Raw genomic sequence first — 15,464 nt, 5'->3', positions numbered from 1 at the left:
TCGATTCCACAATAGTACGGATGTGTATTAGTATAAAAGTTCATTGAGTTTTCTCCCTTGGTTTGGTCGCCTATTAGGATAAACTTAGTTTATGCTGATAGGGAGGAGGCTCAATGATTATCAAACCGTCCAACTCACCAGCGGGCATCCACACTGTACCTATCGTAATGGTTTCCGCTTCTTCTGGTTCTAGGTCTGGATTACCACCAGTGGTTCCAGCGACGAAGGCCGATAAAAAGTTAGTTGAATCATATGAGCCGTCGGCGACGCTATCGCCGATTAATGCAATACAGTTTGCTTCACGGAACTCTGAACCTGCTTCGATAAAGTTTTGGTTGCATGGGTCGTCGCCTGCACCCAATGTTGCAGCAAACGTTGGCGCAAATGCTTCGTTTATGTTTGGAACACGTACCGCTTCAGAGTAAGTAGTACGCACACTGAAGGTTTCTACAGGAGACCATACTGAACCCACTGTCCACGCATCATGAGTACCGTATGGGTCGTAGTCTGAACTACGGTATGCAGTACGAAGCTCAAGACGCTCGGCGAAATCCATTCCCTCTAATAGCGGAATAGTGGCTTCTACAAAGTATTCCGATACATCGTATTGACCATTTGATGCGTTCGTTGGTCCACTGCGTGAATCTAGTGTGCCAAATGTCAGGCCAGATGCTGAATAAGGGTCTGGTGTAAAATTACTTGTTTCACGACGCCATTCGTAACCCAACGCAAACGATACTGGACCGGCTGGTAATTCAAATAAATCAGACGAGTTACCTGAAATTACAGCAAGAAAATTCTCTTGTTCAATTTCGTTTTGCGACGTCGCCGGCTGGAATATAAAAGCCGCAGCCTCGGCGCTTACTGAATCTTTTCCAAACAAGTTAACGGGAACACACGAGCCGTCGCCAGGTTGGAAAGTATTAAAACCAAAGTTGCCATTAACCGCAGGGAATGGTGACGTTGGTGGCAGAGCAGAACCGTCTAAATCTGAACGACACACGGCTTCACCAGTTGTTGGGTCTGTTACCGCATCAATAGCTGCGAAGTAGCGGTCTTCTAAACGAACTCTGGATGTAATATCAGCATCCGTTCGACCGTAGTTATAAAATACTTCGTATTCTAATTCGGTATTGGGGATGTAACCGTCGAAGCCAGTGACTATACGGAACGTTTTGCGCTCGGCTTCAGGGTTTGAGGTTGCATTGAAATCTAGAACGTCGCGAGACATTACCAAACTTACGCTTTCTCCCTCGCCATTAAGCTGGTTGATTTGAGCAAGTAGCGCACTAGGTACAAACGGGTTGTCTAACGAGATTGGAATATCATCGTTAAAGCCGTTTACTTGGTTGGTTTCTTTGGTTTCACTTGAAACAAACTTAGCATCAACAAAGAAGTTGATAAAATCATTTACTTCATAGTTAGACACCGCTTGAACTAACAAACGCTTAGATTCAGGCAGAATTAATTCGCTATCAGGGGAAGCTGGAACGCCGTCACCGCCGCTTGCGTCAAAGGCACCCACATAGACATCACCTGGGTTATAAGCACGTAAATTACCGTCTTCACCAATTACCTGGCAGGTTGGGATCATTTGCGAGCCGATAGTGGCACAACCTGCAGCACCGCCGGAATCAAGTACGTCAACAAATGCACTGCCAGTGAGTGAGATTACACCGCGGTTACTAGAAATAGGCAGGCGATAATTAGGCACCCATGTATTATCAAAGCGCGCATCTACACCAAAAGCTTCCTGAGTAGCCGCTGAGTTAGCGACTTGAGAAAATAAACCTGAACCAGCAAAATCTCTGTCGCGAGCAAATACAGGACTGGTTTCTTGATACTCAACGGCAAAAACAATATCACCGCGATCGCTGGTAAAGCCGTTTGCTAATGACAAGAAGAATTCATTGGCATCGCCATCATCAGTAACACCGGTTTGCGTACGAACTTCTAAGCCATCAAACGATGCGCCGTCACGCATATTGAAGTTAACAACACCGGTAACCGCATCGGCGCCATATACCGCTGACGCACCACCGGTTAATACCTCTACATTGCGAAGCAGTGCAGTAGAAAGAGCATTAACGTCAACTGAGCCTGTTCCTTCAATACCAGAAACGTGGCGGCGACCATTTTCCATGACTAGGGTTCTTTCACTACCTAGGTTACGTAAGTCTAATAAACTTGCACCTAGTGGCGTACCGCTGAACGCTGAAAATGAGCCAGGAAGTGAAGCCTGTAGCTGTGGAGACTCACGCAACATGGCACCAAGGTCGATTTGACCTGAGGTTTTAATGTCGCCCGCGTTAATTGCAAGGACTGGACTTGCGGCACTTAATGATGAATCTTGCGCAACACGAGAACCGGTTACCACTACTTTTTCGACTTCCCGTTCTTTAACTTCAGCCTCTTCCTGAGCCTGAACTGCTCCTGCACTTACGGCCAATGCCGACGATACGGCAAATGCTAGTACAGAAATGTTATTGCGCTTTGATGAATCAAAAGCCATGTGTGTTTCTCCGAATATTTTCTTGTCTGTTTAAGCCGCTATTCTTAGTGATAGCTACCGGCAATAAGACTGATTATGCGTACCTCTACAATGAGCAACATTAAGGTGCTCACGTGGGGTACTATTTTTTTGGTATTTTTTGTCTGGTATTTTTTTCTGGTTTTACCCAGAAATATATATTTATAAACTTTTAACATTTATGATTTAGCAAGCACTGTGCCCAGTATATGTTCACTTTTGTACTTCGACAGCCCATAAAGGCTGGGAATTATGCATACTTATTTATAAAAATCTATTTAATATGCAAATAATCAACAAAGAGAACCATCGACCGCACTATTTTTGTGCAATTAAGTGAGTTTAAGCTATTTTAAATCGGCATCAAGTATAGATGGAGTGCAGAAAAAACGCGAAGAATAGCGAACACCGTATTTTTAGCGCACCAATAAAAGGCAAGTCACGATGCATAATGATGCACTTAGTATGAATACACTAATCGTTAATTTATGAAAATGAAGTAAACAGGCTGGTGCGGGAAACAGATTTGAACTCGTTGCGAAACAATGGCCGACGATCGGTCGCGGGCCCACAGGGGTCGCATAGAATCGAATGCAAAAGTCTCGCAATAATTTGGAGTATAAAAAATTGGAGCGGGAAACGAGATTTGCTAACTGGCCGACACCCGGTCGCGGGCACACAAGGGGTCGTGCTTTTCGCACTCACTAACTGACGTTTTAATCCGTTAGTTAGATTTGAATTTGGAGCGGGAAACGAGATTCGCTATCTGGCCGACACTCGGTCGCGACCCCGACCTTGGCAAGGTCGTGCTCTACCAACTGAGCTATTCCCGCATAGAGTCGATGCTGATGCATCTTTTTTGAACACTACTGTTGTCGATTAGACATTAGATTTGAATTTGGAGCGGGAAACGAGATTCGAACTCGCGACCCCGACCTTGGCAAGGTCGTGCTCTACCAACTGAGCTATTCCCGCATAGAGTCGATGCTGATGCATCTTTTTGAACACTAATGTTGTTGATTAGACATTAGATTTGAATTTGGAGCGGGAAACGAGATTCGCCAACTGGCCGACACTCGGTCGCGGGCCCACAAAGGGTCGCGCTTTTCGCACTCACTAACTGACGTTTGAACTGTTAGTTAGATTTGAATTTGGAGCGGGAAACGAGATTCGCCAACTGGCCGACACTCGGTCGCGGGCCCACAAGGGGTCGCGCTTTTCGCACTCACTAACTGACGTTTGAACTGTTAGTTAGATTTAAATTTGGAGCGGGAAACGAGATTCGAACTCGCGACCCCGACCTTGGCAAGGTCGTGCTCTACCAACTGAGCTATTCCCGCAACAAAAAGGCACTTCGTTTGAAGTGGTGCGCATTTTACAAAAATTTTGGGGTAACGCAACCTTTTATTCTACTTTTTTAGTACCTTTGCCCTTGAGTGCTTAAATCGTAAACACTTTCTCTCTGTAATAGCGCATCTCTTCGATAGACTCGCGAATATCGTCGAGTGCAAGGTGTACGCCTTTTTTGTCAAAACCAGATAATATTTCAGGCTTCCAACGACGAGTTAGCTCTTTAATTGTACTGACATCAATACTGCGGTAGTGAAAGTAGTCTTCGAGTTCTGGCATATATTTCACCATAAAGCGTCTGTCTTGCCCTATGGTGTTTCCGCATAGTGGCGATTTACCAGCATCAACCCACTGTTGCAAAAACGCGATAGTTTGCTCAGCAGCTTCGCTCTCGCTCACCGTACTTTCTCGACAGCGCTTTGTTAAGCCGCTTTCGCCATGCACCCGCGTGCACCACTCGTCCATGGTATCTAACACGCTATCACTTTGGTGAACGGCAATAACAGGTCCTTCGGCGAGGATGTTTAACTGTGCGTCAGTCACAATGGTAGCAATCTCCATGACCACACACGTTTCGGGATCTAACCCTGTCATTTCCATGTCTATCCAAACAAGGTTACTGTTATCTTTACTCATATCATTCCTCTATGCGTTACAGACATGGCAACCATGCCCTACAAACGTTATTATTGTATTAGTATACGTGAAACTAGAAAATAATCGTGGCGAAAAAACCAAAACTTACTCAAAGACAAAAGCGTCAAGTTGCAAGTAACCGCAGCAAACGCTTACAAGAAAAACACGCGAACTCATCATCCTCAACACCGGATGAGAGCGCCCTACTAAGCGGCACCGTCGTGGGTCGCTTTGGCAAGCATGCCGATGTAGAGGACACTAGCGGCACTATTTCACGTTGTCACATTCGCCGTACGGTGGAGTCCGTAGTATGCGGAGACAAAGTATTCTTTAGCAAAGGCGATACTACCGACACCGGTGTAAATGGTGTGATTGAAATTGTCAAAGACAGACACTCTGTACTTACCCGTCCCGACTTTTATGACGGCGTAAAACCTATCGCAGCGAACATAGATAGAATCATAGTAGTGAGTGCTATTCTGCCCTCGCTTTCTACCAATATAATTGACCGTTACCTTGTTGCCTGCGAAGACATTGGCATTACTCCCCTGTTAGTGATTAACAAAGTTGAGTTATTGAGCGACGAAGAACGCGCTGCAGTGGCAGATCAGCTTACTACCTATGAAAAACTGGGTTACGAAGTGCTTTACACCAGCTGCGAAACGGGCGAAGGCATCGAAGCACTTAACGACTATTTAAATCATAGTATAAGCGTATTTGTTGGACAGTCTGGGGTGGGTAAGTCAAGCCTCATTAATCAAGTGTTGCCTGACGCTGATGAACTCACTGGCGAGATTTCAAATAACTCTGGGTTAGGTCAGCACACCACCACAACAGCAAAATTGCTACACCTTCCTGCGGGAGGAGACTTAATAGACTCTCCTGGAGTGAGAGAGTTTGGACTTTGGCATATTCCCAGCGAGCGTATCACCTGGGGTTTTATTGAATTTAGAGATTATCTAGGCGGATGTAAGTTTAGAGACTGTAAGCACTTAAACGACCCTGGGTGTTTAATTAGAAAAGCGGTTGAAGAGAACGAAATAAGCAAAGAACGCTTTGAAAGTTATCATCGAATTTTAGTCTCGATGGAAGAAAATCGACCGAGTCACAGTCAGCCTCCGGGGGCTTAAAACGCCCTAGCGTCAAAACCTTTAGTCGCGTGCTTATATCGACTTGGAAGCACCCATAATCTTTAAGTAGTTTGTCGTTGCGTAACATAAGGTACAATCCCACCCGTTGAAAGGGCCTTGTTAGAAAAATGGAGAATTTTTAGTGTTAGATTGGCTTAAAGTTAATTTACAATACGTAACCCCAAAGCACCTCATTTCACGCTTAGTAGGAAAGCTTGCTGAAGCAGAAATGGGTAGCCTAACCACATCGTTAATCAAGCTTTTCATTAAGCAATACAATGTGGATATGTCTGAAGCCTTGCACGAAGACCCTTCTCATTATCGAAGCTTTAATGCTTTTTTCACGCGTCCTTTGAAACCTGAGGCTCGCACCATCGACGACAACGACGATGTGCTTATCCATGCGGTAGATGGAACCGTGAGCCAGTTTGGCGATATAGAAAGCGACAGTATTTTTCAGGCAAAAGGACACGATTTTAGCTTAACCACGCTACTTGGTGGCAAGCCTGATATTGCCGCGCCCTACAAGAACGGTAAGTTTGCCACTATTTATCTAGCTCCACGAGACTACCACCGTATTCATATGCCTGTTGAAGGCACCCTTACGGATATGATTTATGTTCCAGGCGATCTATTCTCAGTTAATCCGTTAACCGCAGAAAACATACCTGGATTATTCGCTCGCAACGAGCGGGTCGTCGCTATTTTTGATACGCCTGTAGGCAAAATGGCAATGGTACTTGTTGGTGCCACCATTGTTGCCAGTATTGAGACAGTGTGGGCGGGCACGGTTACACCACCAGCAGGGCAAAATGTGCAGCACTGGACTTACGAGCAAGACAGTGAAGCTGCCGTTAAGTTAGAAAAAGGTGCCGAATTAGGCCGCTTCAAACTGGGCTCTACTATTGTGGTGTGTTTCGAAAAAGACACTATAGATTTCGAAGAACTTGCACCGGGTATGGTGACTCGCCTCGGTGAACCAATGGCAGCAAAGCACAGTGCCAATAACACTGACGCTTAATGTATGGATGCTGTTAAAAAAAGTCTGATATCGCTACATTTTACTGTTGTTCTTCTCGGTGGCACGGCACTTTTTTCCCGCCTGGTCCCGTTAAGCGCTAGTGATATCACGCTTGTACGCTCTGTTTTTGCGTGTATTGCCCTATTTGCATTCTTAGTATTGACGAAAGACACGCTTTCACTGCGTTCTCGCCGTGATTACCTTATTGCGACAGGACTTGGCGTGCTGATGGCACTGCATTGGATTTCATATTTTGCAGCCATGCAGTACGCCGGTGTCTCTGTTGGAATGATAGCGCTTTTTACCTTTCCTGTTATCACCGTGCTCATTGAGCCTTTGTTTGAAAAAACAGGCTTGGTATGGCAAGACATTGTATCCGCCCTCACCGTCATTGTTGGCGTTTATCTTATTGTGCCCGAGTCTTCGTTAGAAAATGAAGTCACGCTCGGCGTATTGATAGGTATTGGCTCGGCTATTTTGTACGCGTTTAGAAATATTATTCATCGCAAACATTTTAAGCAGTACAGTGGGGCAAAGGCCATGGCGTGGCAAACCCTAGTGATCATCGCAGTACTGCTGCCTACTATTAATAGCAGCATTGGTAAGGCAACAACTCAAGATTGGCTCATGCTATTGTTACTGGGTACTGTTTTTACTGCGCTGCCACATGCGCTTATTGCAGCGACGTTACGCCACTTGCGTGCAAAAACATTTTCTCTAATCGCTTGTATGCAGCCACTTTACGGCGTAGCACTCGCCATCATTGTGCTTGATGAAAGCCCTACACTTCGCACTTTATTTGGCGGTATTCTTATCACCTCTGCATCGGTTTACGAAACGCTAAATACACACAAGCTTCATCAATCAAACGTGCAAGATGAGTAGGAATTACCATGCGTATTTTTGCCCACCGTGGTGCCAGTAAAGCCGCTCCAGAGAATACATTAAAAGCATTTAATCTAGCATTTGAGCAAGGTGCCGATGGCATTGAGTTCGACACCTATCAACACGAAAGCGGCATTATTGTTTTTCACGACAGACTGCTGCTGCGACGAGCCCTTACACCTGGTTATCTGTTAGATACGCCTTGGTCTACCCTACGCAATTTAGATGTTGGTGAGGGTGAACACATTCCTACTTTAGACAGCACTTTAGCCACTGTGCCCAAAGGATGCTGGTGCAATATTGAAATAAAGCACCTCCAGTGTATCGACACCTGGGTTGATCAAACTAAACAGGCCATCGCACAAAGCGCGGTTACACACGATCAAGTGCTGATATCGTCATTTAATCATCATTGGCTGGCTGGGATTGTGGCTCGGTGGCCTGAGGTTAAAATTGGTGCATTAACCGCAAGCTACGAACTGGACTGCACAGCAAGTGCAAGAGCACTTAACGCTTACTCTGTGAACATTGCATTAGACACAGTTGAAAAAGAATTTGTTGAGAAAGTACGCTCACAAGGCTTTGAAGTGTATGTGTACACGGTGGATGAACCGAGAGACATGCAGCAGCTAGCCAAGTGGGGAGTGACAGGTATATTTACTAATGTGCCTGATACGGCGCTGAAAGAGTTCAGCTGATACATTTTTAATAATGTTGCGGTCGAACTTCTGACTTAACTGATTATTACCAAAGAGATTAAGATTGCAACCTACTTTATCTCTGTAGATAAATGGTTCGACAATATCGTGTCTTTGCAGCACTTACATTGGCGGCAAAGACGCATGTTTACCCAATGCCCCGCTACAATCAGAAATGCCCCCGCAGCTATAGTGAAAGGCTCGTAGGACTCGCCGAATATATCTTTATTCCAATATATTACGCCACCGGTTAACAGCAAAACAAGTGGATAATACCGACCGTGGTAACGGGTTGCACCGCTAATGAGGGCTACTGCGCCAACCAATAAAGAAAATGACAAGATAGTACGCTCGAACCACACCTGAGCGAAAAAGGTTGAACCAATCAAGGGGAGCAAAGGAATAAGCACTGGCAGCGCAAGGCAATGCAGCGCACACAGACCAGACACCCAAATGCCTAGTTTGTCTAATTTCGCTGGATTGTCATCAAGAGGAGCCATGGTTGCCTTATATTAAAACATGTCAGAGACGTTATAATATAACAAATAAGGAGAAATGAAAAATTTCTTCGCATTAAACTTTATATTGAAAGAGTATAAAAGTGTTTCTTCGCACTATTTTGCAAGTTCTCGCCGTTTGAACTAATTGCTACTCATTAGGTGATGATGTAACGCTATCGGTAGGATAAGTGGCAAACAATTGGTCATGTTGGTCGTCGCGGGTGAAATAATCTGCAATAGATAATAGATTAAAGCCCTCAGTTTCTAGAGAGGGTAAATGCTGCTTTAAAAAGTCAATGGTTTCAGGGTGTGGATGACCTATTACCACTACGTGACCTTTATCCGTTGCTATGTTTTTCATTCTTTCAAACTGGCGCTTGAAAAATTCAGGGTTGCGTTGATGATCTAAAAAAATCTGTCGACTCGCATTCGGTACACCCACCCGCTCAGCAACTTCCTGAGCTTTCGTTAAGACCGTTGTTCTGCTATCAACAAAAAACAAACCTTGGCGCTTAATTTCTTCCATAAGCGCTTTCATTGAGTCCTCTTGGCCTGTAAAGGCGCTCCCCATGTGATTGTTTACCCCAATTGCATTAGGCACACTTTTGATGGCTTTTCGCAACGTGTGGGTAATAGCAGCTGGAAACATGTCGGTACTTAAACCTAGCGGCCCCATGGACTTCTGATTTGTGGCTTGCATTGGCATGTGTAGCATCACAGGGCGGCCTTCCTGAGCGGCTCGTTGTGCGATGATTTTTGACAGCGGCGTTTGCGGAAGAATTGAAAACGCCACCTCTTTAGGAAGTGAAAAAGCAGCAACGTCAGTGGGTCTGTAGCCAAGGTCATCGAGAATGACAATGATGTTGGGCTTTGCAACAGCAGATAAGCTAATAAGACTGCTAACCACACTTATCACTATGGTAAAACCTATTAAAAAACGACGCACGTACACCTAACAGTATCCATTTATTTATTATTATTTGTTTATGTTTTATCGTGCTAAATTTTTGAGCATACGCTTGCAGAACGAACAAAAGAAAGCTCGCACACCCAACTCAGAAAAGCACAGCCCTAAGCCCACTTTAGAAGCGCGGACCTAGCATACCAACAAATAAAACTGATAAAACTAACCATGCTAGTGAAGCATGTAATGCCAACGCAGCTACTTTATATAAATGGTTGGATTAACCGCTTTTCCTTTATGGCGAATTTCAAAATACAAATTGGGAAACTCTTGCCCCCCGCTGCGCCCTACTAAAGCGATACGCTCTCCTCTTCGCACCTCGTCTCCGGCCTGTTTTAACAGCGCTTGATTGTGCCCATACACGCTCATGTAGCCGTCACCGTGATCCACAATAGAAACCAGCCCAAAACCGCGCAACCAATCGGCATACAGCACTTTGCCTTCGGCAATTGTATTAACCGGGTCGCCTTCTGCGCCGTCGATGATAATACCTTTCCATCGCACCTGTCCCTGTCTTCTGTTTCCAAAGAGCTTGCGTATACGCCCTTTCACTGGTGAATCGAGCTGTCCTTTCAACTTGGCCAATCCATCTAGCGTAATCGTCGCTTCTCGTGCGGCGCGCTCTGCCGCAATACGCGCTTTTTCGATAGCATCCACCAAGGCCTGTTCGTTGGCTTGCAGGGAGGCAATTCGCTGGCTTTCTGTCGCAATAGTTTGATTGAGCTTGTTCAATGTGGCTTTGCGATCGTTTTGTCGAGTCAGCAAAATGGCACGCTGACTTTCTTGCTCATCTTGAAGGCGCGCTAACGATTGTGCTTTTTCAACCAGTTCCTCGTTAACCGTTTCTAAACGAGCCACATTATCTCTAAAGGTTTCTATCTCTTTTTGACGTGCTTTAGCAACATATTTGTAATAGGTGATAACGCGTTCGAAAGTCTTTGCGTCTTCTTGATAAAACAGCATTTTTGCATAGTCGTAATGCCCTGCCATAAAGGCGCTTTTAAGCTGACTGGCAAGTAGCGACTGCTGCTGACGGATCGCGGTTTTCAATTCGCTCTGCTCTTTTTCAAGTGCCTGTTGTTCGCTTTTTATCTTATCTAAAGACTGCTTGGTGCTACTCAATGCTTTTGCAACCTTGGCTATTTCAAGCTCAGACTGCTTAAGCACACCTTCAAGCTCCTCTGCACTTGCTTTGCTATTTTTAAGCACCTGCTGCCTGGCGACTAATTCTGCCTGCAGTTGTGCCAACTGCTCTTTTTGTTCTGCATGCGCAGAATCCTTAACTGAGCTTTGACCGAACGAAAGCGGCGACAGAAGCATTAGCAAGCTAGCAAGTAGAAGAGAAAGTGCGGTTCTTAAAAACATAAAAGCGGTGAAGGTATCCCGTTAAAAAGCATTACTGTGTGTCAGTTCGAAATGGTTATCTCATCAAGCATGTGACATTGACGTAGCCTAAATGACAAAACGCAGTCAATGTTACATGAATGAGTGTATCCGAGGCTCTGTCATAATCCCAGTTCAATTTTAACGCGATATCAGTCATCTGAAGCAAATAGGAGTGCTGATGCGAGCGACGAATAACGGCAGACTGGTTTCTCGCCGATTTTTCTATATACTTTGCACTCTTTTCAAGGTCTGTAGACAGGGTTAGCAGTAATGGATCAACTAATTGAATTTGCCAGTAACAATATTGTTCTTGCTGGTGTGTGGGTGGCGTTAGTGGCAATGTTGATATTTAGTTATGTCAGCGGGCTCACCTCGTCGGTAAAAGAATTAAGCACCCATGAAGCAACGCTTTTAATCAATAAAGAAGACGCGGTGATATTTGATACTCGTCCCGCAAAAGACTTTAAAACCGGACACATTCTCGGTGCTAGACAAATAAAACCAGAAGAGCTTCGCGAGAAAAACTTCAAGAAGCTTGAAAACAGCAAAGACAAACCCATTATCGTAGTATGCGCTATGGGTAATCAGGCTCGTGGTACGGCAAGTGCGATGCAAAAAGACGGCTTCGCAAATGTGAATGTATTGAAAGGCGGTATGAATGCATGGCAAAGCGCCAGCCTTCCCGTTTCAAAATAATAGGTAACCTTTTATGAGCAACGTTGAACTTTACACCAAGGGCCATTGCCCATACTGCCATCGTGCAAAAGCACTACTCACGCAAAAAGGTGTGGAATTTACTGAATATCCCATCGACGTGCAGCCTGAATTGCGCGACGTTATGATTGAGCGTGCGAACGGTGGCTGGACAGTACCGCAGATTTTTATCGATGATCAGCACGTGGGTGGCTGTGACGATATGATGGCTTTAGAAGCCGCGAATAAACTAAACCCAATGCTGGGTTTAGCATAAGGCGTCAGCACGACAGCAACGCGCTAAACTTAAAATAAAACAACAAATATATAGGAATTATCATGGCTGACGAAAATCAGACAAACAACGGCGAGGCTGCAGGCGAACAGGCTCAGCAGGGACCACAATTTAATATTCAACGCATTTATACCAAAGACATTTCTTTTGAATCACCCAATGCACCGGCTATCTACACTAAAGAGTGGAAGCCTGAAATTAAGCTGGATATCGACACTAGCACGAACAAGCTAGAAGAAAACGTATACGAAGTGGTGCTTTCTGTCACCGTTACTGCGTCTCTTGGTGAAGAAACAGCGTTCCTTTGCGAAGTTCAACAAGCAGGTATCTTTGCTATTGGCGAAATGCCGGACCAGAATAAAGCCCATACTCTTGGTTCGTTCTGCCCGAATATGCTTTTCCCTTATGCGCGTGAAACCATCTCTAACTTGGTTAACCGTGGAACGTTCCCTCCACTTAACCTTGCACCTGTAAATTTTGATGCAATCTTTGCAGCTTATGTGCAAAAACGTGCGCAACAAGCACAGGGCCAAGCGCCTAAGATGGACGCGTAAATAACGTGAACACAAAGACGGCTGGTGAACCTTCGGTTTCTGTTGCATCTATCTCAATGCCGTCTACTGCGGTACCGTCTACTGCGGTACCGTCTACCACGGTACCTTCTACCTCGGTGTTGGGAGCAGGGTCTTACGGCACTGCTCTTGCTTTTTGTCTTGCCAGAAATGGTAATCCAACACTATTGTGGGGGCGGGACGATAAGCATATACAAGCACTCGCAGAGTCTCGAGAAAACGCTCGATACCTACCGGGAGCAACGTTTCCTGATGCGCTACAGGTAAATGCTGATTTAGAAAACGTTGTGGCAGCCAGCAAAGACATTTTAGTGGTTGTACCAAGTCACGCTTTTGCGACTATGCTGACAAGCTTAAAACCTTTGCTAAAACCTCACCACAGAATTATCTGGGCGACAAAAGGTCTCGAACCCAAAACCGGACGTTTGTTGCGAGAAGTAGCCGAAGAAATCTTAGGTCATGATTACCCTCTGGCAGTACTCTCTGGCCCAACCTTCGCCAAAGAAATGGTAGCGGGATTGCCCACTGCTATCTCGTTATCCTCAACAGACGATACTTTCGCTGATGAATTTTCGGCAAAGCTTCACTGTGCAAAATCGTTCAGAGTGTATAAAAACTCAGATTTTACCGGCGTACAGCTTGGTGGCGCAGTGAAAAACGTTATCGCAATTGGTGCGGGATTGGCCGACGGCTTAGGCTTTGGTGCCAATGCTCGTACTGCGCTAATAACCCGAGGTCTTGCCGAACTAACCCGCTTAGGCGTAAAGCTTGGCGCAAACCCTGAAACCTTTATGGGCATGGCTGGACTTGGCGATTTAGTGCTTACCTGCACAGATAATCAGTCTCGTAACCGCCGCTTTGGCTTGGCACTTGGTCAAGGTAAGACGGTTGATGTCGCCATAGAAGAAATTGGGCAAGTGGTTGAAGGTTACAGAAATACCGAAGAAGTGCATATATTGTCGAACAAGGTTGGTGTAGAAATGCCGATTTGTGAGCAAATTTATGCCGTTCTGTATCACGATAAAAACCCTAAAGAGGCAGCTTTAGCGCTGTTAGGACGGGACCTTCGAACTGAAGGCTAGTCGTCTTCAGTGACTGAAACTTCGTTTACCCAAGCGTAGCAAAAGCGGAAATCTAGCACTAAAAAAGCGCAGCGTTTTATCACGCAGCGCTTTTTTTATGCTTTTAAGAAGGTATTCAGCGGGAGGGAGTCTCAATGCGAAATGGCCTCAACGCAAAATGATTTCAACGCGAATTGACTGCAACGTAAAATGGTCTCTACGCGAAAGGCTTCCATTGCTATAGACTATCTTGCTCCTTCGTATCCCATTTGACGCCAGCTCTCATAAACAAACACAGACACGGCATTAGATAGGTTCATACTGCGACTGTCTGGCAGCATAGGAATTCTTACTCGCTGCCCTTCAGGAAGAGACTGAATAAATTCATCAGGTAGCCCTCTCGTCTCAGGGCCAAATATTAACGCATCACCTTTTTTATAGCTTACATCGCTATGAAAGGCCTTTCCCTTGGTGGTGCATGCAAAAATTCGCGTGGGTTTTGCATCTTCAATGTAGGCGTCTAAATTTGCATGTCGTTTCACATGGGCAAACTCGTGATAATCGAGGCCAGCCCGTCGTACTCGTTTATCATCCCATTCAAAGCCAAGAGGCTCAATGAGGTGTAGCGCGAAACCACTATTGGCGCATAAACGAATAATGTTGCCTGTATTAGGTGGAATTTCAGGTTGGTAAAGTACAATATCAAACATGCTGTGAGTTCTACTTACTGCTATAAAGTTAAGGGCATTAAAATGAGTTGCGATACTTCCATTGCGTTTAGCTAGAAAGGTAATCACATAGTCGATTAAGCACGGACTCGCGTATGGAGTCCGACTCGGTAAATAACTCGTGATAGGCCCTTGGTATGACTTCTAACTCTGCATTTGGCATTTTCTTTGCCACTCGGCGCTGACGAGTATTATCAATAATGCTGTCACCATCGGCACTAAAAATTATCATAGGTGTGGTGACGGCTCTAGCACTATCTTCTATTCGGTGCATAGCTTCATGCGCAGCAGCTAGCCATTCTGTGGTCACGCCGCCCAACTGTATTTCTTGCTCTTCATCATACAGCGAACGAAATAGTGCATAGCGGGATTTGCTGTGAGTGAGTTTATTCAATGAATAGGGAAATGCGATGTAAGGCGTTTGGCCAAAAAAGTATCCCGACTGCTGCTTTCTCATTCTATTTACGGCCAGGCCGGTACGAATAAGTCCGTTGGCCACCCAGTCAGGCAAGGCTGGTTTAATGCCAAACATTGGCGAGGCCAATACGGCTTTGTCAAATAGAGTAGGCACTCGTAAAAGGGTTAGCGCACCGATTGCCCCACCCATTGAGTGACACACAAGCTGTAACTCGCCACACTGTTTTGGCTTTACTATTTCTTTAACGAAGGTAATCAGATCGTCCACATAGTCATCGAAGCTGCTTACATAGCCGTGTTGAGGGTCATGAGTTAGTCTATCAGACAGCCCCTGCCCTCGATGATCAAGAATGAAGACAGCAAACCCATTTTGGTATAGGTCAAAGATAAGCTCTTTATACTTTAAATAAGACTCAATTCTGCCAGAACTGATGACCACCGTGGAACGCGGGTTCCTTGGAATACAAAACGCGTACCGAACACTGAAACCTCCTTGACCTTTAAAAGCCCCTTCAGTGACGTGCTCTTGCCAGAATGGGTTTATTGCCGTAGCAAACGTCGTCGCCAGGTCATTTTCAGACGTGAACGTCCATTCCAT

The 15,464-nt window shown here is 45.3% G+C and carries 15 protein-coding genes and 3 tRNA genes; 8 read left to right on the top strand and 10 right to left on the bottom strand.

What is annotated here, in order from left to right:
- Nucleotides 1-73: 73 nt before the first annotated feature.
- From O9X84_RS18625 to orn, 5 genes are all read right to left on the bottom strand, one after another.
- Nucleotides 74-2,512, bottom strand: a complete 2,439-nt coding sequence (locus O9X84_RS18625) for a TonB-dependent receptor domain-containing protein (protein ID WP_269521169.1) — start codon at nt 2,510-2,512, stop codon at nt 74-76.
- A 759-nt stretch (nt 2,513-3,271) separates the two neighbouring features.
- Nucleotides 3,272-3,363: transfer RNA gene (locus O9X84_RS18620), tRNA-Gly, on the bottom strand.
- Between the two features lie 66 nt (nt 3,364-3,429).
- Nucleotides 3,430-3,505: transfer RNA gene (locus O9X84_RS18615), tRNA-Gly, on the bottom strand.
- Nucleotides 3,506-3,794: 289 nt separating this feature from the next.
- Nucleotides 3,795-3,870: transfer RNA gene (locus O9X84_RS18610), tRNA-Gly, on the bottom strand.
- 100 nt (nt 3,871-3,970) lie between these two features.
- Complete coding sequence (orn, locus tag O9X84_RS18605; RefSeq protein WP_032095449.1) at nt 3,971-4,516, bottom strand: oligoribonuclease; 546 nt, start codon at nt 4,514-4,516, stop codon at nt 3,971-3,973.
- A gap of 86 nt (nt 4,517-4,602) precedes the next feature.
- Here orn and rsgA point away from each other — a divergent pair, with 86 nt between their 5' ends.
- The 4 genes from rsgA (at nt 4,603) to O9X84_RS18585 (ending at nt 8,250) form a co-directional block, all read left to right on the top strand.
- A complete protein-coding gene (gene rsgA, locus O9X84_RS18600) occupies nt 4,603-5,646 on the top strand; it encodes a small ribosomal subunit biogenesis GTPase RsgA (protein WP_269521168.1) in 1,044 nt (347 codons plus the stop codon).
- A 142-nt stretch (nt 5,647-5,788) separates the two neighbouring features.
- Nucleotides 5,789-6,667, top strand: a complete 879-nt coding sequence (gene asd / locus O9X84_RS18595; protein ID WP_269521167.1) for an archaetidylserine decarboxylase — start codon at nt 5,789-5,791, stop codon at nt 6,665-6,667.
- 3 nt (nt 6,668-6,670) lie between these two features.
- Nucleotides 6,671-7,552 carry a DMT family transporter gene (locus O9X84_RS18590; protein WP_269521166.1) on the top strand — a complete coding sequence of 294 codons (882 nt, stop codon included), beginning with the start codon at nt 6,671-6,673 and terminating at the stop codon, nt 7,550-7,552.
- A gap of 8 nt (nt 7,553-7,560) precedes the next feature.
- Entirely contained in the window at nt 7,561-8,250 is a 690-nt protein-coding gene (locus O9X84_RS18585; protein ID WP_269521165.1) for a glycerophosphodiester phosphodiesterase, read from the top strand.
- Nucleotides 8,251-8,321: 71 nt separating this feature from the next.
- On the opposite strand, the gene O9X84_RS18580 is transcribed toward O9X84_RS18585, so the two are convergent.
- From O9X84_RS18580 to O9X84_RS18570, 3 genes are all read right to left on the bottom strand, one after another.
- Entirely contained in the window at nt 8,322-8,750 is a 429-nt protein-coding gene (locus O9X84_RS18580; RefSeq protein WP_269521164.1) for a MerC domain-containing protein, read from the bottom strand.
- A gap of 148 nt (nt 8,751-8,898) precedes the next feature.
- Nucleotides 8,899-9,696 carry a divergent polysaccharide deacetylase family protein gene (locus O9X84_RS18575; protein ID WP_269521163.1) on the bottom strand — a complete coding sequence of 266 codons (798 nt, stop codon included), beginning with the start codon at nt 9,694-9,696 and terminating at the stop codon, nt 8,899-8,901.
- A 216-nt stretch (nt 9,697-9,912) separates the two neighbouring features.
- The gene (locus O9X84_RS18570) at nt 9,913-11,034 is read right to left on the bottom strand and encodes a murein hydrolase activator EnvC family protein (RefSeq protein ID WP_442864570.1); all 1,122 of its coding nucleotides are present in this window, start codon (nt 11,032-11,034) and stop codon (nt 9,913-9,915) included.
- A 336-nt stretch (nt 11,035-11,370) separates the two neighbouring features.
- Here O9X84_RS18570 and O9X84_RS18565 point away from each other — a divergent pair, with 336 nt between their 5' ends.
- From O9X84_RS18565 to gpsA, 4 genes are all read left to right on the top strand, one after another.
- Entirely contained in the window at nt 11,371-11,796 is a 426-nt protein-coding gene (locus O9X84_RS18565; RefSeq protein ID WP_032095456.1) for a rhodanese-like domain-containing protein, read from the top strand.
- A 13-nt stretch (nt 11,797-11,809) separates the two neighbouring features.
- Nucleotides 11,810-12,070 (top strand): glutaredoxin 3, encoded by a 261-nt coding sequence (gene grxC, locus O9X84_RS18560; protein WP_269521161.1) that lies wholly within the window; start codon nt 11,810-11,812, stop codon nt 12,068-12,070.
- 62 nt (nt 12,071-12,132) lie between these two features.
- Nucleotides 12,133-12,642 (top strand): protein-export chaperone SecB, encoded by a 510-nt coding sequence (gene secB / locus O9X84_RS18555; RefSeq protein WP_032095458.1) that lies wholly within the window; start codon nt 12,133-12,135, stop codon nt 12,640-12,642.
- 56 nt (nt 12,643-12,698) lie between these two features.
- Nucleotides 12,699-13,742: an NAD(P)H-dependent glycerol-3-phosphate dehydrogenase gene (gene gpsA, locus O9X84_RS18550; protein WP_269521170.1), complete on the top strand. Its 1,044-nt coding sequence runs from the start codon at nt 12,699-12,701 to the stop codon at nt 13,740-13,742.
- A gap of 224 nt (nt 13,743-13,966) precedes the next feature.
- Here the strand turns inward: gpsA and trmL are convergent, their stop codons facing one another.
- The gene (gene trmL, locus O9X84_RS18545; RefSeq protein WP_269521160.1) at nt 13,967-14,431 is read right to left on the bottom strand and encodes a tRNA (uridine(34)/cytosine(34)/5-carboxymethylaminomethyluridine(34)-2'-O)-methyltransferase TrmL; all 465 of its coding nucleotides are present in this window, start codon (nt 14,429-14,431) and stop codon (nt 13,967-13,969) included.
- 67 nt (nt 14,432-14,498) lie between these two features.
- Nucleotides 14,499-15,464, bottom strand: coding sequence for an alpha/beta fold hydrolase (locus O9X84_RS18540; RefSeq protein WP_269521159.1), 966 nt, complete (start codon nt 15,462-15,464; stop codon nt 14,499-14,501).

It is taken from the genome of Alteromonas sp. BMJM2 (genome assembly GCF_027257845.1).
GTDB lineage: Bacteria > Pseudomonadota > Gammaproteobacteria > Enterobacterales > Alteromonadaceae > Alteromonas.
This window is presented reverse-complemented; position numbering and strand designations above follow the sequence as displayed.